This window comes from Cupriavidus cauae, assembly GCF_026210475.1.
GTDB lineage: Bacteria > Pseudomonadota > Gammaproteobacteria > Burkholderiales > Burkholderiaceae > Cupriavidus > Cupriavidus cauae.
Genome location: NZ_CP080293.1, coordinates 49,594 through 70,145, shown reverse-complemented (window position 1 = coordinate 70,145; position 20,552 = coordinate 49,594). Strand labels below are relative to the sequence as shown.

At 67.9% G+C, this 20,552-nt stretch carries 17 protein-coding genes; 13 read left to right on the top strand and 4 right to left on the bottom strand.

The window, feature by feature from the left end:
• Window positions 1-48: 48 nt before the first annotated feature.
• The 5 genes from hutU (at window position 49) to hutG (ending at window position 6,037) form a co-directional block, all read left to right on the top strand.
• Window positions 49-1,749 (top strand): urocanate hydratase, encoded by a 1,701-nt coding sequence (gene hutU, locus KZ686_RS00330; protein WP_265632801.1) that lies wholly within the window; start codon window positions 49-51, stop codon window positions 1,747-1,749.
• On the top strand, window positions 1,746-2,399 hold the full coding sequence (locus KZ686_RS00325) for a HutD/Ves family protein (RefSeq protein ID WP_149316732.1): 654 nt from the start codon (window positions 1,746-1,748) through the stop codon (window positions 2,397-2,399). The genes hutU and KZ686_RS00325 overlap by 4 nt, the downstream gene beginning before the upstream one ends.
• Window positions 2,396-3,697 (top strand): imidazolonepropionase, encoded by a 1,302-nt coding sequence (gene hutI, locus KZ686_RS00320; RefSeq protein ID WP_265632800.1) that lies wholly within the window; start codon window positions 2,396-2,398, stop codon window positions 3,695-3,697. Before KZ686_RS00325 ends, hutI begins: the two co-directional genes overlap by 4 nt.
• Window positions 3,687-5,078, top strand: coding sequence for a formimidoylglutamate deiminase (locus tag KZ686_RS00315; RefSeq protein WP_265632799.1), 1,392 nt, complete (start codon window positions 3,687-3,689; stop codon window positions 5,076-5,078). The genes hutI and KZ686_RS00315 overlap by 11 nt, the downstream gene beginning before the upstream one ends.
• Before the next feature lie 143 nt (window positions 5,079-5,221).
• On the top strand, window positions 5,222-6,037 hold the full coding sequence (gene hutG, locus KZ686_RS00310; RefSeq protein WP_149316735.1) for an N-formylglutamate deformylase: 816 nt from the start codon (window positions 5,222-5,224) through the stop codon (window positions 6,035-6,037).
• Between the two features lie 177 nt (window positions 6,038-6,214).
• Here hutG and loiP read toward each other — a convergent pair whose 3' ends face one another.
• Both loiP and KZ686_RS00300 read right to left on the bottom strand, forming a co-directional pair.
• The gene (gene loiP, locus KZ686_RS00305; protein WP_265632798.1) at window positions 6,215-6,991 is read right to left on the bottom strand and encodes a metalloprotease LoiP; all 777 of its coding nucleotides are present in this window, start codon (window positions 6,989-6,991) and stop codon (window positions 6,215-6,217) included.
• Between the two features lie 296 nt (window positions 6,992-7,287).
• A complete protein-coding gene (locus KZ686_RS00300) occupies window positions 7,288-8,295 on the bottom strand; it encodes a zinc-binding alcohol dehydrogenase family protein (RefSeq protein WP_265632796.1) in 1,008 nt (335 codons plus the stop codon).
• 120 nt (window positions 8,296-8,415) lie between these two features.
• Between KZ686_RS00300 and KZ686_RS00295 the strand changes: the two genes are divergently transcribed.
• Together KZ686_RS00295 and ant(3'')-Ib are read left to right on the top strand one after the other, a co-directional pair.
• Window positions 8,416-9,336 (top strand): LysR family transcriptional regulator, encoded by a 921-nt coding sequence (locus tag KZ686_RS00295; protein WP_265632795.1) that lies wholly within the window; start codon window positions 8,416-8,418, stop codon window positions 9,334-9,336.
• Window positions 9,337-9,579: 243 nt separating this feature from the next.
• The gene (ant(3'')-Ib, locus tag KZ686_RS00290; protein ID WP_265633500.1) at window positions 9,580-10,380 is read left to right on the top strand and encodes an aminoglycoside nucleotidyltransferase ANT(3'')-Ib; all 801 of its coding nucleotides are present in this window, start codon (window positions 9,580-9,582) and stop codon (window positions 10,378-10,380) included.
• Between the two features lie 21 nt (window positions 10,381-10,401).
• On the opposite strand, the gene KZ686_RS00285 is transcribed toward ant(3'')-Ib, so the two are convergent.
• Window positions 10,402-11,550 (bottom strand): MFS transporter, encoded by a 1,149-nt coding sequence (locus KZ686_RS00285; RefSeq protein ID WP_265633499.1) that lies wholly within the window; start codon window positions 11,548-11,550, stop codon window positions 10,402-10,404.
• 358 nt (window positions 11,551-11,908) lie between these two features.
• Between KZ686_RS00285 and KZ686_RS00280 the strand changes: the two genes are divergently transcribed.
• Window positions 11,909-12,559: a LysE family translocator gene (locus tag KZ686_RS00280; RefSeq protein WP_265632794.1), complete on the top strand. Its 651-nt coding sequence runs from the start codon at window positions 11,909-11,911 to the stop codon at window positions 12,557-12,559.
• Window positions 12,560-12,837: 278 nt separating this feature from the next.
• Window positions 12,838-13,281 (top strand): GNAT family N-acetyltransferase, encoded by a 444-nt coding sequence (locus KZ686_RS00275; protein ID WP_149316743.1) that lies wholly within the window; start codon window positions 12,838-12,840, stop codon window positions 13,279-13,281.
• A gap of 27 nt (window positions 13,282-13,308) precedes the next feature.
• On the opposite strand, the gene KZ686_RS25445 is transcribed toward KZ686_RS00275, so the two are convergent.
• Window positions 13,309-13,938: a helix-turn-helix transcriptional regulator gene (locus tag KZ686_RS25445; protein WP_322784878.1), complete on the bottom strand. Its 630-nt coding sequence runs from the start codon at window positions 13,936-13,938 to the stop codon at window positions 13,309-13,311.
• Between the two features lie 247 nt (window positions 13,939-14,185).
• Here KZ686_RS25445 and KZ686_RS00265 point away from each other — a divergent pair, with 247 nt between their 5' ends.
• From KZ686_RS00265 to KZ686_RS00250, 4 genes are all read left to right on the top strand, one after another.
• Window positions 14,186-16,300, top strand: a complete 2,115-nt coding sequence (locus KZ686_RS00265; RefSeq protein WP_265632793.1) for a TonB-dependent siderophore receptor — start codon at window positions 14,186-14,188, stop codon at window positions 16,298-16,300.
• Between the two features lie 321 nt (window positions 16,301-16,621).
• Entirely contained in the window at window positions 16,622-17,569 is a 948-nt protein-coding gene (locus KZ686_RS00260; RefSeq protein WP_226107661.1) for a tripartite tricarboxylate transporter substrate binding protein, read from the top strand.
• A gap of 50 nt (window positions 17,570-17,619) precedes the next feature.
• Complete coding sequence (locus KZ686_RS00255; RefSeq protein WP_149316747.1) at window positions 17,620-18,411, top strand: enoyl-CoA hydratase/isomerase family protein; 792 nt, start codon at window positions 17,620-17,622, stop codon at window positions 18,409-18,411.
• Window positions 18,412-18,415: 4 nt separating this feature from the next.
• Window positions 18,416-20,521 (top strand): acetate--CoA ligase family protein, encoded by a 2,106-nt coding sequence (locus tag KZ686_RS00250; protein WP_265632792.1) that lies wholly within the window; start codon window positions 18,416-18,418, stop codon window positions 20,519-20,521.
• Window positions 20,522-20,552: the final 31 nt, after the last annotated feature.

Genomic DNA, 20,552 nt, shown 5'->3' with positions numbered 1-20,552 from the left:
GAACACGCAACCGAACACGCAACCGAATACCGCTCGCAGGAGACCACCATGAACGCCAACGAACAGCAATTCCTCGCCCGCGGCCAGCGCGAAGTCCGCGCGCCGCGCGGCACCCAGCTGCACTGCAAGAACTGGCTGATCGAAGCCGCCTATCGCATGATCCAGAACAACCTGGACCCGGACGTCGCCGAGCGCCCGCAGGACCTGGTGGTCTACGGCGGCATCGGCAAGGCCGCGCGCAACTGGGAATGCTTCGACGCGATTCTCGACAGCCTGCGCCGCCTCGGCGAAGACGAATCGCTGCTGGTGCAGTCCGGCAAGCCGGTCGGCGTGTTCCGCACGCATGCCGACGCGCCGCGCGTGCTGATCGCCAACTCCAACCTGGTGCCGCACTGGGCCAACTGGGGCAAGTTCAACGAGCTCGATCGCGCCGGCCTGATGATGTACGGCCAGATGACCGCCGGCTCGTGGATCTACATCGGCACGCAGGGCATCGTGCAGGGCACCTATGAGACCTTCGTCGAGGCGGGCCGCCAGCACTACGGCGGCGACCTGTCCGGCAAGTGGATCCTGACCGCGGGCCTGGGCGGCATGGGCGGCGCGCAGCCGCTGGCCGGCGTGCTGGCCGGGGCGTGCGTGCTGGCGATCGAATGCCAGGAATCGCGCATCGACTTCCGCCTGCGCACGCGCTATCTGGACAAGAAGGCCACCACGCTGGACGAGGCGCTGGCGATGATCGCCGAGGCCACCACCAGCAAGCAGGCGATCTCGGTCGGCCTGCTCGGCAATGCCGCCGAGATCGTGCCCGAGCTGGTCAAGCGCGCGCAGGCCGGCGGCATGCGCCCGGATATCGTCACCGACCAGACCTCGGCGCACGACCTGGTCAACGGCTATCTGCCGGCCGGCTGGACCGTCGAGCAGTGGGAAGCCGCGCGCAAGGCCGATCCGAAATCGGTCGAGGCGGCCGCGCGCCCGTCGATCGTCGAACACGTCAAGGCGATGCTGGCCTTCCAGCAGATGGGCGTGCCGACGCTGGACTACGGCAACAACATCCGCCAGGTCGCCTTCGACGAGGGCGTCAAGAACGCCTTCGACTTCCCGGGCTTCGTGCCGGCCTATATCCGCCCGCTGTTCTGTCGCGGCAAGGGGCCGTTCCGCTGGGTCGCGCTGTCCGGCGATCCCGAGGACATCTACAAGACTGACGCCAAGATGAAGGAGCTGTTCCCGGAGGACAAGCACCTGCACCGCTGGCTCGACATGGCGCGCGAGCGCATCGCCTTCCAGGGCCTGCCGGCGCGCATCTGCTGGGTCGGACTGGACGAGCGCCATCGCGCGGGCCTGGCCTTCAACGAGATGGTCAAGTCGGGCGAGCTGAAGGCGCCGGTGGTGATCGGCCGGGACCATCTGGACTGCGGCTCGGTGGCGTCGCCCAACCGCGAGACCGAGGCGATGAAGGACGGTTCGGACGCCGTGTCCGACTGGCCGCTGCTCAATGCGCTGCTCAATACCGCGGGCGGCGCGACTTGGGTCAGCCTGCACCACGGCGGCGGCGTCGGCATGGGTTTCTCGCAGCATAGCGGCGTGGTGATCGTCTGCGACGGCACCGATGCCGCTGCCCGCCGCATCGAGCGCGTGCTGTGGAACGACCCGGCCACCGGCGTGATGCGCCACGCCGACGCGGGCTACGACATCGCGATCGACTGCGCGCGCGAGAAGGGGCTGAACCTGCCGATGGTCAATCGCGCATGAGCGCGGCGCCATCGCTATCCCCGCAAGCACGGCGCTTTGCGCTGGACGAGCTGACGCCGATGCCGTGGAAGAACGGCGGCGGCACCACGCGCGAGATCGCCGCGTGGCCGCCCGCCGCCGGGCTGGATGCATTCGACTGGCGCCTGAGCATCGCCGACATCGCGGCCGACGGCCCGTTCTCGGCGTTCCCCGGCATCGACCGCCAGATCGTGCTGCTCGATGGCGACGGCGTGCGGCTGCACGCGCGCGATGGCAGCTTCGATCATCGCTTGGTGGCGGTCGGCGAGCCGTTCGCCTTTGCCGGCGAAGCGACGGTCGACGCCACGCTGCTGGGCGGGCCGACGCGCGACTTCAATGTGATGACGCGCCGCGGCCGCTGCCGAGCGAGCGTGGCGTCCACCGGCGCGGCCATCGATAGCGCCGGGGTCGAGTCGGATACGACGGTCGTGCTCTACGTGCTGGCCGGCAGCTGGCACTGCGATGATGCGCAGGACGCCGAGGCCGGCGTGCTGACGGCCGGCAGCGGCATGCTGCTGCCGCCGGGCGGCGCCTTCCGCTGGCTGCCCCAGGACGAGGGCGAGGGCGCCCGCTGCCTCGTCGTCAGGCTGCAATCGACGCAGTCATCCTCCGATAGGGAAACCACGTCATGACGCAGTCCGTTGAAGACTTCGCTGTCGATGCCAGCGTGGCCGGCGCGCCGTCGGCCGACGGCGTCTGGCATCGCTGCCATCTGCTGCCGGATGCCGATCCGGCCAACGCCATTCGCGATGCCGCGCTGGTCGTCGAGCAGGGGCGTATTGCATGGCTTGGCCAGCAGGCCGTGTTGCCCGAGGCCTACCGCGGCCTGCCGCATCACGATGCTGGCGGGGCGTGGATCACGCCGGGCCTGATCGACTGCCACACGCATCTGGTCTACGGTGGCCAGCGCGCCGACGAGTTCGCGATGCGGCTCGCCGGCGCGAGCTACGAGGAAATCGCTCGCGCCGGCGGCGGCATCGTGTCGACGGTGCGGGCCACGCGCGCGGCCGACGAAGACACGCTGTTCGCGCAGGCCGCGACGCGGCTGAAGCCGTTGCTGGCCGAAGGCGTCACCGCGATCGAGATCAAGTCGGGCTACGGCCTCGATCTCGATACGGAGCGCAAGCAGTTGCGCGTCGCGCGGCGGCTCGGCAAGGCCTACGGCGTTGCGGTGCATACCACCTTCCTCGGCGCGCATGCGTTGCCGCCCGAATACGCGGACCGCGCCGACGACTACATCGCGCTGGTCTGCGACACGATGCTGCCGGCCCTGGCGCAGGAAGGCCTGGTCGATGCGGTCGACGCCTTCTGCGAGGGCATCGGCTTCTCGCCGGCGCAGACCGAGCGCGTGTTCCAGGCCGCGCACCGGCATGGCCTGCCGGTCAAGCTGCATGCCGAACAGCTGAGCAATCTCGGCGGCGCCGCGCTGGCGGCCCGCTATCGCGCCCTGTCGGCCGATCATCTGGAGCATCTGGACGAGGCCGGCGTCGCGGCGATGGCCGAGGCGGGGACCGTCGCCGTGCTGCTGCCCGGTGCCTACTATTTCCTGCGCGACACGCATCTGCCGCCGATCGCGCTGCTGCGCCGGTACGGCGTGCCGATCGCGCTGTCGACCGACCACAATCCCGGCACGTCGCCGGTGACCTCGCTGCTGCTGATGCTCAACATGGCCTGCACGCTGTTCCGCATGACGGTGCCCGAGGCGCTCGCCGGCGTCACCAAGCACGCGGCGCGCGCGCTGGGCGCCAGCGATCGGCATGGGCTGCTGGCCGCGGGCCGCGGCGCGGATCTTGCGCTGTGGCGCATCGATTCGCCGGCCGAGCTGGCCTACTGGTTCGGCCGCAACCCGCTCGCCGCGGTGGTACGCCAGGGGCGCGTGTTCTTCGGACCCGCCTCTTCGGCCGCGCAGGAGTTTCGCGATGAAGCCTGACCTCGATTCCACGCTGTTCGCCGCCGAGGCGCTGCTGCCTGACGGTTGGGCCGGCAATGTGCTGCTGAGCTGGGACGCCGATGGCAGGCTGACCGCGGTGGCGCCAAACGCCACGCCGTCGGCCGGCACGCCGCGCGCCGTCGGCCCGGTGCTGCCGGGCATGACCAATCTGCATTCGCACGCCTTCCAGCGGGGCTTCGCCGGCCTGACCGAATTCCGTTCGGCGGCCGACGATTCGTTCTGGAGCTGGCGCGAGCTGATGTACCGCTTTGCGCTGCGGCTCGCGCCCGAGACGCTGGAGGCGATCGCGACGCAGCTCTATGTCGAGATGCTGCGCGCGGGCTATACCAGCGTCTGCGAATTCCACTATGTCCATCACCAGGCCGACGGCACGCCCTATGCCGATCCGGCCGAGATGTCGCTGCGGCTGCTGCGCGCTGCGCAGCGCGCCGGCATCGGCATCACGCTGCTGCCGGTGCTGTACCAGAGTGCGGGCTTCGGCCCCAAGCCGCCGCTGGCCGAGCAACGCCGCTTCCTGCACGAGACCGACGCGATGCTGGCGCTGCTGCAGCGGCTCGCGCCGGCGTGCACGGGCACGGCACGGCTCGGCCTCGCGCCGCACTCGCTGCGCGCGGTGCCGCCCGACAGCCTGCGTGCGGCGGTGGCGGGCCTGCATGCGATGGACCCGGCCGCGCCGGTGCATATCCATATCGCCGAACAGCAGCGCGAGGTCGACGAATGCCTGGCGTGGTGCGGCACCCGTCCCGTCGACTGGCTGCTGGACCATGCGCCGGTCGACCAGCGCTGGTGCCTGGTGCATGCCACGCATCTGGACTGGGACGAGCGCCGGCGGCTTGCGCACAGCGGCGCGGTGGCCGGCATCTGTCCAACCACCGAAGCGAACCTGGGCGACGGCGTGTTCGATGCCGCGCCGTATCTGGAACAGGGCGGGGCGTGGGGCATCGGCTCGGACAGCCATGCCAGCGTCAGCGTCAGCGAGGAACTGCGGCTGTTCGAATACGGGCAGCGGCTCGCGCTGCAGAAGCGCAACGTGCTCGCGTCGAGCCGGCATCCGCAGGTGGCCGATCGGCTCTATCTCGATGCGGTCGCCGGCGGGGCGCGTGCTGCGGGACGCGCGGTCGGCGGCCTGGCCATCGGACAGCAGGCGGATTTCGTCGTGCTGGACGGCAGCCATCCGACGCTGGCGGGCCTGCGCGGCGAGCAGGCGCTGGCCGTGCACGTGTTCGCCAATCACGGACATGAGACACTAGCGGAAGTCCGCAGCGCGGGACGCTGCCGCGTGCAGCGCGGCGTCCATGCCTTGCAGGCCGAGGCGGGCGCGGCCTTCGCCAGCGCGCGCGCCAGCCTGCTGGCGCCATGACGATGGGCTCGCCCACGCCGACACCTACGCGCCGCGGACCGCATTCCCCACGAAACCTGATATCGCCACCGGCCCCGCGCAACACGCGACAAGCGACAAGCAAAGCGAAACTTGCCGGTCGCGATGCCACTCGTAGCAGCAATATGACTTCCTTCTCCACCGATACCCCGGCCTTCACGCTGCAGCGTGGCACACGCCCACTGCTGATCTCGATGCCCCATGTGGGCACGTATCTACCGCCGTCGGTCGCCGACCGGCTGACCGACGAGGCGCGTACCGTGCCGGACACCGACTGGCACATGGACCGGCTCTACGGCTTCGCCCGCGAGCTCGGCGCGTCGGTCCTGATGGCGACGCACTCGCGCTATGTGGTCGACCTGAACCGCCCGCCCGACAACGCCAACCTGTATCCGGGCCAGGACACCACCGGGCTCTGTCCGGTCGATACCTTCGACAAGACGCCGGTGTATGCCAACGGCGTGGGTCCCGACGAGACCGAGATCTTCGCGCGCCGCGACGCGGTCTGGCGTCCCTATCACGATGCGCTGGCCGGCGAACTGGCGCGGCTGCGCGCCGAGCACGGCACGATCGCGCTGTGGGACGCGCATTCGATCCGCTCGGTGCTGCCGCGCTTCTTCGACGGCAAGCTGCCCGACTTCAATCTCGGCACCGCCAACGGCGCGAGCTGCGATGCGGGGCTGGCCGAGCAGGTGGCGAAGATCGCCGCCGAAGCCCAGGGCTATACCTCGGTGCTGAACGGCCGCTTCAAGGGCGGCTATATCACGCGCCAATACGGGCAGCCCGCGCAGGGCGTGCATGCGATCCAGCTCGAGCTGTCGCAATGCACCTATATGCGCGAGCAATATCCGTTCGACTACGACGAGGCGCTGGCCGGCAAGCTGCAGCCGACGCTGCGGCGGATGCTGGAGGCCGTGCTGGCCTTCGTCGAGGCGCGCTGATGCCCTGGTGAGGTCGCTGATGTCGCGCTGATGTCGCGATGACCTCGGCCGATGAGAGACGGCGTGTTCGTCTCTCATCGGAGGCCTTCGTATCGCACGCCTACGTAGCGCACGCCGCCGTATCGCAGGCCGCCGCATAGCGGGCCGACGTATCAGCCCAATGTACAGCAGGCGCCGTTACTTCCCGCTGCGCAGCCGCTCCTCGATATGCTGGGCGCGCTGCAGCGAACCGGGGTGCGTGCTCAGCATGCTCGATTGCCCGCCGTCGAGCGCCGCCATCTTGCGGAAGGCCGTCACCAGCGCCTCGCGATTGGACTTGTTCTTCGTCAGCAGATCGAAGGAATAGTCGTCCGCCGCGGTTTCCTGCCGCTGCGAGAACTGCGAATTGACCAGCGTCTCGGCCAGCTCGCCCACTTGCGACGACGACAGCGCGGTCAGCGTGGCGCTGCCCGCCGAGCCGAGCAGACCGCGCGCCGCCGCGGTTGCGTAGGCGACCTGCATCGCCGCCTTGGTATGGCCGAGCGCCACGTGGCCGATCTCGTGCCCCACGACGCCGCGCACTTCGTCGTCGGTCATCATGTCCATCAGCCCGCTGTAGATCCGCACGCAGCCGTTGGCCATCGCCCAGGCATTGATCTCCTTGGTCTCGTAGACCTTGGCGTCGAGGGGCAGGCCGGTGTTCTGCAGGCCCGCCATGATCTTGGTCAGCCGCTGCCCGTAGGTGCTCGTCGGCGCGGCGATCTTGTTCTTCTTGTCCATCTCGGCGCAGGACTGGTCCGACAGCGTCTTGATATTGGCGTCGCTGAGCGTCGCGGCGGTGAACAGGCTGCCGCCCGCCTGCGTCAGGCCCTGCATGTTGGCGCCGGCGCAGCCGGCCAGCAGGGCGGCGGTGAAGGTCGCGAGCAGGGTGGCTTTGACGCGGAAGGCGGTGCGGCGGGGCGAGGCTGGAGTCATGACGGTTCCTCTCGGTGCTGGGAAATCCAGCAGCATACGCAGCGAAACCGCACGGCGGTAGCGGACGATGTCCGACGTAGGGTGAATTATTCGGCACAAGATCCCCCGTCATGTCGCAAAAATCGCGTTTTGGCGACACGTCCCGTCGATATGTCGCTGGCGGCGACATGAGCGTCGGACCTGTCGCCATTTTCCCGTTTCGGCGACATGAGGCTCTTGGACTCACCCATATCGCGGCGGGCGATGCAGCTCCACGCAGCGCGGACGGCGCTTGCGCGAAAGCCTCCCGTCCGCGCTCAAAACCCTTCCAGCACCACCTTGCCCCGCGCGCGCCCGCTTTCGATCAGCGCATGGGCGCGGCGCAGGTTGGCCGCGTTGATCGTGCCGAAGTGTTCGCCGAGCGTGGTGCGGATCGTGCCGGCGTCGATCAGTTGCGCGACGCGGGTCAGCAGTTCGTGCTGGCGGATCATGTCGGGCGTCTCGTACATCGGCCGCGCGAACATGAATTCCCAATGCAGCGACAGCGACTTGCGCTTCATCGGCATGACGTCGAGCGTGGCCGGATCGTCGATCACGGCGAGCTGGCCCTGCGGCGCCAGCACGTCGATCAGCTGCGGGTAGTGCTGTCCGGTATGGGTCAGGCTGGCGACATGCTCGACGTGCGGCACGCCGATGCGCTCCAGTTCCTCGCGCAGCGGCTTCGTGTGGTCGATCACATGATGGGCGCCCAGCGACTTCACCCAGTCGCGCGTCTCCGGACGCGAGGCCGTGCCGATCACGGTCAGGCCGGTCAGCTGGCGGGCCAGCTGCGTCAGGATCGAGCCGACCCCGCCGCCCGCGCCGACGATCAGCAGATGCTGGCCCGCGCCGCCGTGCTCGGGAACGCGCAGCCGGTCGAACAGCAGTTCCCAAGCGGTAATCGTCGTCAGCGGCAGCGCCGCGGCCTCGGCGTCCGACAGCGAAGCGGGCTTGCGCGCGGCGATGCGTTCGTCGACGAGGCAGTACTCGGCATTGCTGCCCGAGCGCGTGATCGAGCCGGCAAAGTAAACCTCGTCGCCTGGCGCGAACAGCGTGACCGCGCTGCCCGCGCGGACGACCTTGCCGACAGCGTCCCAGCCCAGCACGCGCAGCGCGGCGACGGCGGACGAGGCGCGGACCTTGGTATCGACAGGATTGACGGCGATGGCCCGCACCTGCACCAGCAGGTCGCGTGGACCGGGCTCGGGCATCGGCAGATCGACGTCGATCAGCGCGGCAGGATCGTCGATCGGCAGGCCGTGCTGCAGGTAGGCGATGGCTTTCATATGGGGAGGCTCCGTAATTGGAAAGGGCGGTATTGCGTGGATGGTGCCGTCATCTTGCCCCCGATCCCGCCTATCCGGTAAGCGGTAAAATCCGCCAGCACTTTCTCTCCGCGAGTGAAGATGATCCGTCTCGAAGACCTGACCCTGTTCGTGCGCAGCGCCGCCCTCGGCAGCTTTTCCAGCGCGGCGCGCGAGGCCGATCTGCTGCCGGGGCAGGTCAGCGCCGCGGTCAAGCGGCTCGAGCGCGATCTCGATATCCGCCTGTTCGCCCGCTCGACCCGCAGCCTGCGCCTGACCGCGGAGGGCGAGCGCTATCTGCCCTACGCGCAGGAGGTCCTGGCCACGCTGAACGAGGGCCGCGACAGGCTGCGCGGCGATGGCGCTGCGCTCAGCGGGCTGCTGCGCGTCACGGCGCCGTCGGACCTCGGCCGCAATGTGCTGCTGCCCTGGATCACCGAATTCCGCCGCGCCCATCCCGACCTGACCCTGCGGCTCTATCTGTCCGACCACGTCACCGACGTGTTCCGCGATCCGATCGATGTCGCCATCCGCTATGGGCGCATCGAGGAGGCCAGCTATGTCGCCCTGCCGCTGGCGCCGGAGAACCGGCGCGTGCTGATCGCCTCGCCCGCTTATCTGGCCCGGCACGGCCGTCCGCAATCGCTGGACGAACTCGCCTCGCATCGCTGCCTGCTGTACCACCTGAGCGGCCGCGTCTACGACAAATGGCCGTTCGAGACAGCGGGCGGCCCGCGGCTGATCCCCGTCAAGGGAAGCCTGTACACCGACGACGCCGACGTGGTCCGCCGCTGGGCGGTGCAGGGCGAGGGCATCGCCTACAAGTCGTGGCTCGACGTCTGCGGCGACGTGCAGGCCGGCCGCCTGACGGTGCTGCTGCCGCACGAGCCGGGCGAAAGCACGCCGCTGCAACTGGTCTGCCCGCACCGCAAGCAGTTCTCCCCGGCCGTGCGGCAATTGCAGGCGTTGTTGAAGGAGCGATGCGCGGGATTGACAGCGCAGTATGCGGAAGTGATGGCGTGACGCCGGCATCCAGGGTGGCCGCGGTGGTGGTCGGACTGTCACCGCAAGGGATGCGGTGATTGGCGGGCCGATTCGCCGCACGTTATGCGGTGATTAGCCGGCCTGTTCACCGCGCGGTCTGCAGCGGTTGAAGGCTCGTCGCGATAGCGTCGGCGGCCTCGTTACCGCCGACAGCGCGCTAGGATTGCTGTGCCATTGAACGAGGCGAACAACGACCCGACGCCCCAACGACGACACTGCACCATGCCACCGCCTGCGAACGACCCCGTGCCGATCGAAGTCCAGCCCATTCTCGATGTCGTGGTCCGCGCGCTGGGTGACGACATCGCCGGCGCGTACCTGTTCGGCTCCGCCATTGCCGGCGGGCTGCGGCCGGACAGCGATGTCGACCTGCTGGTGCTGACGCATCGAACGATGTCCCGGCAGAGCCGCGAGGATCTGGTGGCCGCGTTGATGGAAGTCTCCGGCGCGCGCGCGGGGCGGGGGCCGGCCCGCAATGCCGAGGTCACGGTCGTCGTGCTCGGCGACATCGCCCCGTGGCGCCACCCGGCGCGGAGCGACTTCGTCTACGGCGAATGGCTGCGCGACGATTTCGCAGCGGGCGTGGTGCCGGCGCCGACCGCCGATCCCGATCTGACGCTGGTGCTGGCCACGGCCTTGCAGAGCCACCGCGCATTGATGGGGCCGGGGCTTGCCGAATTTCTCCCCGCGATTCCTTACGCCGATATCCGGCGCGCGATGGCGGACAGCTTGCCGGGGCTGGTGGCCAACGTCCGCGGCGACGAACGCAACGTCATGCTGACGCTGGCCCGCATGTGGGTCACGGTTGCCACGGGCGACATCGTGCCGAAGGACGCGGCGGCCGATTGGCTGCTGCCGCGTCTGCCGCCGGAGCGGCGCGCGTTATTGGCGACGGCGCGCGACGCGTATCGCGGTCATGTCGCCGACGAAGCCTGGCACGAATGTCGGGCCGACGTCAGCCAATGGGTGAGCGAGGTCAGCCAGGCCATCGCGCGAACGCTCCACGACAGCGTCCAGGCATGACTGATCGCCCAAGCCGCCACGCTAGGCGGTGCGCCTGACCTGGGCGGCCATCACGATCAGCGCCGCGACCGCGAGGGCCAGCGGCACGAACGATACCCACAACACGGTATCCCAGTCGTACGCGGCCAATAGACCGCCGGAGGCAAACGAGCCGATCGCCATCGTGCCGAAGACGATGAAGTCGTTCAGCGACTGCACCTTGGTCTTTTCCTCGGGCCGGTGGCACTCCAGCACCAGCGCCGAGGCGCCGACGAAGCCGAAGTTCCAGCCCAGCCCCAGCAGGATCAAGGTCAGCCAGAAGTGGGCCACGTCGATGCCGGTCAGGCCGATCGCCGCGGAGATCCCGGTCAGCAGCAGGCCGGCCGAGACGACGCGCTGCGCGCCGAAGCGGGTAATCAGCCGTCCCGTGAAGAAGCTGGGCGCGTACATCGCGATGACGTGCCACTGCAGGCCGAGGTTGGCGTTCTCCTGCGAATGGCCGCACAGATGCATCGCCAGCGGCGCCGCCGTCATCAGGAAATTCATCAGCATGTAGGTCACGGCCCCGCACATGACCGCGGTGACGAACAGCGGCTGGCGCGCGATCGTCGACAACGGCCGCCCCCTGGCGACTTCCGCCGCCGTCGGCATCGGCAGCCGCACGCCCCACAGCACCAGCGCCGACACCAGCGCGACGACGGCCTGCATGACGAAGGTCGCCGCGAACATGTGCGGCGGCCACAGATGCATGGTGTGCGTGACCAGTTGCGGGCCGACGACCCCGGCGACGACGCCGCCTCCCATCACGAACGAGAGCGCGCGCGGACGCAGCGCCGGCGAGACGCCGTCGGCCGCGGCGAAGCGGAACGACAGCACCACGGCCGCATAGGCGCCGCCGAAGAAGGTCGCCAGGCAGAACAGCCAGAACGAACTCCAGACGACCGCGGCCGCGGCCAGCAGGCCGACCAGCACGCCGCAGGCGGTGCCGGCCAGGAAGGAGGCACGCCTGCCGTAACGGCGCGCGATGGCGCCCGTCGGCAGGATGCACGCCGCCATGCCGACGACGAAGATCGAAATGGGCAGCGTGGCCAGCGTCTTGTCCGGGGCGAGCATGTCGCCGACGATCGCGCCGGTCGCGTAGACCACGACCGAATTCGCGCCTGCCAGCGCCTGCGCGACGGTCAGCCGCATGATGTTGCCGCGCTGCTCGCGTTCGGAGATTTCGGCGACGGAATCGCTCAATGCGGCTGGGGCGACGTTTGACAAGACATACCTCGGCAGAAAATTGGGTTCCCACTTCTGAACGGTGACGCAGGGTCGGTGGAAATCCCGGGACGGGAGGACAGCGGCGATTCTTTGAGGATTATCCTCGACCGGCAAACAAGATTAAATATCGATGATGGAAAGAATGTCGCGCCGCGTACCGCGCCATTGGAACGCCTGGGCGCAAGGTAAAGCATGCTGCAGCGCATGACCGGCCCCGATGTCGGTCCTGCTGTAGAGTAACGGTTCTTCTTCCCAGCGATGCTCGCCACCAGGAGACCGAGCCATGGAATTCGTTATCCCCAGTACAGGCAATCTGATTCTGTTCGTCAGCGCGGCGCTCGTGTTGTTGGTGATTCCGGGCCCCGCGGTGCTGTACATCATTGCGCAATCGGTGGAGCAGGGCCGCAAGGCCGGGCTGGTATCGGATCTGGGCATCCATACGGCCACGCTGGTGCACGTGCTGGCCGCCGCGCTGGGCCTGTCCGCATTGCTGGCCTCGTCGGCCGTGGCGTTCAGCATCCTGAAGTATGCCGGTGCCGCCTATCTGATCTGGCTCGGGCTGAAGAAGATCTTCGGCCGGCCGGGGCCCGTTGCCGTCGATGCCGTACCGCAGCAGCGCCGCTATGCGCGGCTGTTCCGCGACGGCTTCATCGTCAATCTGCTCAATCCCAAGACGGCGCTGTTCTTCCTGGCCTTCCTGCCGCAGTTCGTCGACGTCGGTCGCGGCCACGTGGCGATGCAGATCGTGTTCCTGGGATTGCTGTTCACGCTGCTGGGCCTGGTCAGCGATGCGTGCTATGCGTTTGCCGCGAGCGCGGCGGGCCGGTGGCTGCGGCATAGCCGCGGCTATCTGGCGTTCGAGCGCTACGTCGGTGGCTCGTTGCTGATCGGGCTGGGCATTACGGCGGCGTTTGCGGGGAACGGCAAGAAATAGCGGCGGCGGTCCACATGGAATTGGAATTGCCGCGTCGATACAACCGGATATCGCGCGGCGTCCTTCCTCTGTTGATGGCGTTGATGGCGTTGATGGCCCTGCGATTTTCATCTCGCACATTCCGACTCTAAGCGGCTCGGCGAGAAAATCAAGTATTCCTATGGATAGTGGTTAGGCGCCGCCAATTGCGCCATCCTTGCCCGACGGGATGCAAGGCTGCATCGTCTCGGCATCATGCATGCAGCATCGAGACGCGTCCCCGTAGCGGAGTGCAAGGAATGATCAGGGGCGTGAGAATTCGAGCCGCCAAGGCGGTCGATTTGGCAGCAGTCCTGGAGGTGCTCGATATCTGCAGTCTGAAGTACAAGGTAGCCGAAGCATCGACCCATCTGTATCACCTCGCCATGCTTGGCAAACAGCCGATCGGCTGCGTATGCGGCGAGATTCATGGCGAAACGGTCGTCATCCGCGCAGTCGCCGTTCTTCCCGAATATCGCGACCAACGGATCGCGACACATCTCGTCGGCGCCGTGCTGATGCGCGCCCGCGCCAATGGCTGCAAATCCGCTGCCTTGTTTACCAACAGGCATCCAAGCTTCTTTGCGCGATACGGCTTTTCGCTCAGTTCCCCGGAGCAATTGCCGGAAGAGATCCGGATCGCCAGGGACTTCCACCGGCGTTTCAGCGCAAGGACATACTGCATGTGCCGCCGTCTTGATTGACGCATCGACGCGCGGCCATGCAACGTGTCAGGCCGGCTTGTCCGGTGCTTGCGCATCGGGCCACGCCAGTTGCGCGCCGCGCTGGCGCGCGGCATAGATGGCTTCCGCCTTGTTGCGCGCGCCCAGGCGCTGGTACAGCTGCCCCGAATGACTTTTGACTGTCGCAAGCGAGATGTCCAGCATGCGGCTGATGACCTTTTGCTGGTGCCCCATCGAAAGCAGCACCAGTATCTGGTATTGACGCAGTGTCAGGTCGAGCTTGCGCGCTTCCTCCTCTGCGTCGGCGAACGCGTCGCCCAACGCCGATGGCTGTGGCATGGGACGAATGCCCGCGGATATCACGCGCACGGCATGCTCGAACGCAGCCTGCCTGTGGTCGACGGCGTTCCCATCGATTTGCTCCAGGCACGGCAACAGCACGATCGGCAATTCGCGCGCGCAATGCCACGCCTTTTCCAATTGGGCCATGGCAAGCTCGTACGAAGAGGCTTTCGCCATGATCAGCAGTTGCGCCCCATGCTCGGCCAACTGGCTGCACAGCGTTTCGAGTTCGGAAAAACCGATGCAGGAAACCAGTTCGACATCGCGGTGACGCCGCAGCCAATCGGCGAGCGCCGTTTGTCGCGTGGGATTTTCCACAATCAGCAGCGCACGCATTGGTCCTCCCCGCCACTGTAGAGACCGTTTGTCGATTTGCCGGAAGGTGCCCGACCGAGTCACGCCGTTCCGTTATGGTCCCTGATGGAAGGTTTGATGGACGATGGTTTAAATGTCAAGGACGCTTACGCTGAACCCGTTCCGCGATCCGGCATCATCCCGACCCCGTGTGAGGGCTAATCGAAATGCGAATCGTTCGCGATTCCGGTTATCATTGCCGGTTTTCCGCCGACTTTTCGCTCCTTCGATGTCCATCACCCTGTCGACCCGCCGCTTCGCCTGGCCGGTCACGCTGGCTGTCCTGTCCGGGTTCGGGCTCGGTATGGCCCACGCCGACACGCCCAGCAACGATGCCCCCGCCGATCTACCCGAAGTCCGCGTCAGCGCGAATGCCGGCGGCGGCTACGTGCCGACCGAAAGCCGCGGCGCGACGCGCACCGACACGCCGTTGCGCGAAATACCGCAATCCGTTCGCGTGGTCACCACCGAACTGATCGACGACCTCGGCGCCACGCGCCTCGCCGATACGGTCGACTACGTCAGCGGCGTTTCGCGCCTGAACGATTTCGGCGGCACCTGGGACAACTATGCGATCCGCGGCTTCAGCAGCACGGACATGGGATACCTGGTCAATGGCTTCCCCGGCTCTCGCGGCTATAACCCGATGCGCGACAGCGCCACGGTCGAGCGCTTCGAATTCCTCAAGGGCCCGGCGGCCGCCGTCTACGGCAGCAGCGAGCCGGGCGGCACGATCAATATCGTGACCAAGAAGCCGAGGTTCACCCCGGCGACGAGCGCCGAGCTCAGCGTCGGCACGCTCGGCTTTCGGCGTGCCGCGGTCGAAAGCACCGGTCCGATCACCGACAAGCTGGCCTACCGCCTGAACGTCATGGGCGAAGACGGCGCGAGCCGCAGTTCGCTGATCGACAACAACAAGTACCTCGTCGCGCCGGCGCTGGCATGGGCGCTCGACGACAAGACGCTGCTGCAGTACGAAGGCGAGTTCATGCGCGTGCGCACGCCGCTGGACCGCGGCCTGGTCAACGTCAACGGCAGGATCGACCTGCCGCGCAACCGCTATCTGGGCGAGCCCAACGATCCGAACCTGCATCTGTCGAGCGATACGCATCAGCTGACGCTGGACCGCGAGCTGGCGCCGGGCTGGCGTACCCGCATCGGGGCGAGCTACAAGGAGTCGAGCTTCGAAGGCTATGCCGCCGATCTCGGCAGTGTGCTGCCCGACGGCCGCACGCTGACCCGCCGCCACAGCTGGCGCACGCTGCCGTCGCGCGACACTTCGATGCAGGCCGAAGTCGAAGGCAACTTCGACACGGGCGGTCTGGGACATCGCATGCTGTTCGGCGTCGACGCGTCGCGCCTGCACATGGGCATGGACATCGCCTACTCGACGCTGGCCACCAACCCCTATGCGATCGACATCTACCAGCCGGTCTACGGCCAGCCCAAGCCGCCGCTGGTGATGACGACCTCGACGCGAGAGAACCAGCGCAACGTGGGCGCCTTCGTCCAGGACGAGATTTCGCTGAGCGAGCAATGGAAGGTGCTGGCGGGCGTGCGCTTCGACAGCTATCACCAGCGCCTGGACAACCTGATCACCGGCCGGTCCACCAGCCAGGACCAACATGCCGTGTCGCCGCGCCTGGGCGTGACGTGGCTGCCCAATGCACAGACCTCGCTCTATGCCTCGTGGGGCAAGTCGTTCCGGCCCAACAGCGGCGTGGACGAGGCCGGCAACCCCTTCGATCCGCAGAGCGGCCGCGCGCTGGAGGCGGGCGTCAAATGGCAATCGGCCGATGCGAAGCTGGGCGCAACGCTGGCGGTCTTCGACATCCGCAAGAGCAATGTGCTGACGCGCAGCCCGACCAATCCGAACTTCAGCGTCGCGGCCGGCGAGGTCACCAGCCGCGGCTTCGAGGCGGACGCCTTCGGCCAGCTCGACCAGCATTGGCGTGTCAGCGCCAGCTTCACGCTGACGAACGCCAAGGTCACCGAAGACAATGCCATCGCGCCCGGTACCCGCGTGACCAATATCCCGAAGGTCAGCGCCAGTCTGCTGGCGATCCGCGAAGATGCGATGCCGCGATTCGGCGGCCGCTATGGCGTCGGCACCGGCATCGTCTACGTGGGCTCGCGCTCGGGGAATGCCACCGACACGTATTCGCTGCCCGCCTATGCCACGGTCAAGCTGGTGTCGTACTGGCAGATCGACCGCAAGACGCGCGTCTTCTTCGACGTCCACAACGTGTTCGACAAGGAGTATTACCCCGCATCGTGGGGCAATCTCGCGGTGATCCCGGGCCTGGGCCGGCAGTTCGTCGCGGGCGTCAAATATCAGTTCTGAAGGCCGCCGGCGGGCGGCATCCCCGGACCGGCCGCACAGGGCATCGTGCCCGGCAGCGTGCTTCGCGCTGCCGGGCTTTTTTTCGTCCGTGTGATCCAGCATCGGCGGCATTTTCCGGCATTTCCATGCAATGGAAATAGGGGGCTGTATGCCGAGCGGACAAGGCCTAAGCTGTCTCCCACAAACAAGGCGCGCCTCGCCGGCAGGTGAACAGGCGGCGGCGCTTCAAGGATTTTCAGGAGACGCTTGATGCCATCGATCCGCACCCCGATTTTCGGCCCCATTTTCACTCCATTCGCCCGCCGGCTCGCCAGCGCCGCCATGCCGTTGTTGATGGCCGTTGCCGCGCCGCTGCCCGCGCTGGCAGCCTTCCCCGACAAGCCGATCCGCCTGGTCGTGCCGTTCGCCCCGGGCGGCGGAACGGACCTGATCGCGCGCGCGATGGGCGTCACCATGGGCGAGGATCTCGGCCAACCCGTGCTGGTCGACAACAAGCCGGGCGGCGGCACGATCATCGGGACCGACCTGGTCGCCAAGAGCGCGCCTGACGGCTACACGCTGGTGATGGCCACCATGGCCCACGCCGTCAATCCGAGCCTGCACAAGAAGCTGCCGTTCGATACCGACAAGGCGTTCTCGCCGGTCATGCTGGTGGGGCGCTCGCCCAATGTCCTGGTCGTCAAGCCGGACAGCCCCATCAAGACCGTGCAGGACCTGATCGCAGCGGCCAAGGCGCGGCCGGGCAAGCTCAACTACGCGTCGCAGGGCCCGGGCACCTCGGCCCATCTGGCGGGCGAACTCTTCAAGAAGCTCGCCAAGGTCGACATCACCCATGTGCCGTATCGCGGCGCCGGCCCTGCCATTACCGACCTGCTGGGCGGGCAGGTCGACGCGATGTTCGCCACCGCGGCTGCCGTCGCGCCGCACCTGGAGAGCGGCAAGTTGCGCGCGGTAGCGGTCACGACCGCGCAGCGTTCCCAGGCGCCGGCGCTGAGCAAGGTGCCGACCATCGCCGAGGGCGGCGTGCCCAATTACGTGGCCGACAGCTGGTATGGCCTGTTTGCGCCGGCCGGTACGCCGCCGGCCGTGATCGCGCGACTGAACGCGGCGGCGAAGAAGGCCGTGCAGACCGAAGCGTTCCGCAAGCGCGCCGAGCAGGAAGGCCTGGCCGTTGGTGGCGGCACGCCGGAAGAGTTCGGCCGCTACGTGAAGGGCGAGAGCGAGCGGTGGAGCAAGGTCATCAAGGAAGCCAACATCACCGTCGACTGAGCGCGGCGCCGACCACAGAACCCATTCCATACACCGCACCGGATCAAGACATGGACCACTACTCCCTGATCGAACTGAAGATCGAAGCGGGCATCGCGCTGCTCGCCTTCAACCGTCCCGACAAGCGCAACGCCATCAGCGACGACATGCGCACCGAATTGATCGATGCGCTCGAACGTGTGGCGTCGGACAAGGCGATCCGCGCGCTGGTGCTGACCGGCAACGGCAAGGGCTTCTGCGCCGGCGGCGACGTGGCCGGCATGCAGCGCCGCATGGAAGCGCCGCAGGGCGAGGTGGCGTTCAACGGGTGGAGCCGCCAGCAGCGCGTGCACCATACCGTCAAGCTGCTGCATACGATGCCCAAGCCCACCATTGCGGCGGTCAACGGCGCCGCGGCCGGCCTCGGCGCCGACACCGCGCTGTGCTGCGACTTCGTGCTCGCGTCGGAAGCGGCATCGTTCTCCTGGTCGTACATTCACCGCGGCCTGATCCCCGATGGCGGCGGCATGTATTTCCTGCCGCGCCGCGTCGGCCTGTCGATGGCAAAGGAACTCGTGTTCACCGGCCGCAAGGTGCCGGCGCAGGAAGCCAAGGCGCTCGGCATCGCCGACCGCCTCAGCACGCCCGAAGCGCTGCTCGACGATGCACTGCGCTGGGCCGCGGAACTGAGCCAGGGCTCGGCCACCGCCATCGCGCTGGGCAAGAGCATCATGAACCAGTCGTTCGAGCTGCCGGCCGACCAGGTGTTCGCGCAAGGCAGCCAGGCGCAAGGCATCTGCTACACCAGCACCGCGCATCGCGAGTCCGTGCTGGCCTTCCTCAACAAGACCAGCCAGGCCTGACACCATGAACGCCATTCAACGACTGGTCAAGCCGCGCAGCGTCGCCGTGATCGGCGCTTCGGCGGACCCCGCCAAGACCGCCGGCCGTCCCGTGTCCTACCTGCGCAAGCATGGCTTCAGCGGGGCGATCTACCCGGTCAACCCCAAGGTCGATTCGATCGACGGGCTGCGCTGCTATCCCGATATCGCCTCGCTGCCGGAGGTGCCGGACGTCGGCATCGTGCTGCTCGGCGCCGAGCGTGCTCACGTGGCGGTGCGGGAGTTGGCCGCCCGCGGTGCCGGCGCTGCGATCGTGCTGGCGAGCGGCTATACCGAGACCGGCGCGGAAGGCGCACGACGCCAGGCCGAGCTGATCGAGGCGGCCGGCAGCATGCGCCTGCTCGGGCCGAACACCATCGGGCTGGTCAACCTGACCGACAATATTCCGCTGTCAGCCAGCGGCGCGCTCGAGATGGACCGGTTTCCGGCGGGCAGCATCGGGGTGGTGTCGCAAAGCGGCGGCATCCTCGGTGCCTTGCTGTCGCGCGCCGCGGCACGCGGCATCGGGCTGAGCAAGCTGATCTCCACCAGCAACGAGGTGGACCTGGACCTCGCCGACTTCATCGACTACCTGGCCGACGACGAGGCCACCCGCGTGATCGCGCTGTACGTGGAGAGCGTGCGCAATCCGGAAACCTTCCGCCGTGCCGCGCTGAAGGCGAGGCGCGCCGGCAAGCCGGTCGTCGCGTTCAAGATCGGCCGCTCGGAGAGCGGGGCACGGGCCGCCGTGTCGCACACCGGCGCGCTGGCCGGCGCGGACCGGATGTACGACGCGCTGTTCGAGCAGGTTGGCGTGATCCGCGCGCAGAACTTCTCGGACCTGCTCGACATGCCGGCGGCGCTGGCGGCCGGGCGCAAGCTGCGCGGCAAGCGCATCGCCATCCTGACTTCGACCGGTGGTGCCGGCACCCTGGTCTCGGACAGCCTGGGGCTGGCCGGCTTCGAGACGCCCGCACCGGACGAGGACACCGCGGCAAAGCTGCGCGCGCTGCAGAAGGGCGACCATGCGGCGCTCGACCGCAATCCGATCGACGTGACGCTGGCGGGCTTGCAGCCGGACCTGCTGCGCGCCGCGATCCGCATCCTGCTCGATAGTCCGAGCTATGACGCGGTATCCGTGATCGTCGGCTCGTCCGGTCTGGCGATGCCGGACCTGATGGCCAATGCCATCCGCGACTGTCTTCCGGACAGCGACAAGCCGGTGATCGCCTTCGTCAGCCCGCATGCGCCAGAAGTGGGATCGCTGCTCAACCGCCGCGGCGTGCCGGCCTTCACCGCGCCGGAGGCATGCACCGTGGCGCTCGACGCCATGTGGCGGGCCGGCAGGACCGCGACGGACGCCGACGAGGGCACGCCGGCGCTGCCGTTGCCTGACCTCGGTACGGTCGCTACGGGTTCGCTGGACGAGGCCGCGGCCAAGGCGTTTTTCGCGCGCTTTGGCATCCCGGTGGCGAAGGAGGTCATCGTCGGCAACGGCGAGGAGGCGAGCGCCGCCGCGCGGGACTTCGGCGGCAATGTCGTGCTGAAGGTGCTGTCGGCCGAGATCGCGCACAAGAGCGATATCGGCGGCGTGGCGGTCAATGTTCCGGCTGACGAGGTGGCGGGACGGCTGGCAACGATGGCGGCGGCGGTCCAGTCCGCGACGGGCATCGCGCCCGAGCGTTACCTGGTGCAGGAAATGGTCAGGGGCGGCGTCGAGGTTATCCTCGGCATGCACCGCGACGAGCTGGGTACCGCCATCCTGCTGGGCATGGGCGGCGTTGCCGCGGAGCTGTTCAGCGATACGACGCTGCGCCTGTTGCCACCCGGCCAGGGGCTGACGCGGCAGGCCGCATTGGAGATGATCCAGCGGCTGAAGACCGCGCCGCTGCTGCAAGGCTACCGCGGTCGTCCGGTCGCCGACGTGGAGGCGCTGGCGGACGCCATCGTCGCCTTCTCGCGGATGGTAGTCACGCTCGGCGACAGGCTGGTGGAGGCCGAGATCAACCCGGTGTTCGTCCTGCCGCAGGGTGAGGGCGTTGTGGCGGTCGATGGGGTGGCGATATTGGCCGGCGGGGGCAAGCGGGAATGAGGCAAGGGGGGCCGCCCCTTTGCAGCCATCG

Bases quoted from the DNA above. Each gene is read 5' to 3' on its own strand.
- hutU (WP_265632801.1), top strand. From the start codon at position 49: ATGAACGCCAACGAACAGCAATTCCTCGCCCGCGGCCAGCGCGAAGTC.
- KZ686_RS00325 (WP_149316732.1), top strand. From the start codon at position 1,746: ATGAGCGCGGCGCCATCGCTATCCCCGCAAGCACGGCGCTTTGCGCTG.
- hutI (WP_265632800.1), top strand. From the start codon at position 2,396: ATGACGCAGTCCGTTGAAGACTTCGCTGTCGATGCCAGCGTGGCCGGC.
- KZ686_RS00315 (WP_265632799.1), top strand. From the start codon at position 3,687: ATGAAGCCTGACCTCGATTCCACGCTGTTCGCCGCCGAGGCGCTGCTG.
- hutG (WP_149316735.1), top strand. From the start codon at position 5,222: ATGACTTCCTTCTCCACCGATACCCCGGCCTTCACGCTGCAGCGTGGC.
- loiP (WP_265632798.1), bottom strand. From the start codon at position 6,991: ATGACTCCAGCCTCGCCCCGCCGCACCGCCTTCCGCGTCAAAGCCACC.
- KZ686_RS00300 (WP_265632796.1), bottom strand. From the start codon at position 8,295: ATGAAAGCCATCGCCTACCTGCAGCACGGCCTGCCGATCGACGATCCT.
- KZ686_RS00295 (WP_265632795.1), top strand. From the start codon at position 8,416: ATGATCCGTCTCGAAGACCTGACCCTGTTCGTGCGCAGCGCCGCCCTC.
- KZ686_RS00285 (WP_265633499.1), bottom strand. From the start codon at position 11,550: ATGCGGCTGACCGTCGCGCAGGCGCTGGCAGGCGCGAATTCGGTCGTG.
- KZ686_RS00280 (WP_265632794.1), top strand. From the start codon at position 11,909: ATGGAATTCGTTATCCCCAGTACAGGCAATCTGATTCTGTTCGTCAGC.
- KZ686_RS00275 (WP_149316743.1), top strand. From the start codon at position 12,838: ATGATCAGGGGCGTGAGAATTCGAGCCGCCAAGGCGGTCGATTTGGCA.
- KZ686_RS25445 (WP_322784878.1), bottom strand. From the start codon at position 13,938: ATGCGTGCGCTGCTGATTGTGGAAAATCCCACGCGACAAACGGCGCTC.
- KZ686_RS00265 (WP_265632793.1), top strand. From the start codon at position 14,186: ATGTCCATCACCCTGTCGACCCGCCGCTTCGCCTGGCCGGTCACGCTG.
- KZ686_RS00260 (WP_226107661.1), top strand. From the start codon at position 16,622: ATGCCGTTGTTGATGGCCGTTGCCGCGCCGCTGCCCGCGCTGGCAGCC.
- KZ686_RS00255 (WP_149316747.1), top strand. From the start codon at position 17,620: ATGGACCACTACTCCCTGATCGAACTGAAGATCGAAGCGGGCATCGCG.
- KZ686_RS00250 (WP_265632792.1), top strand. From the start codon at position 18,416: ATGAACGCCATTCAACGACTGGTCAAGCCGCGCAGCGTCGCCGTGATC.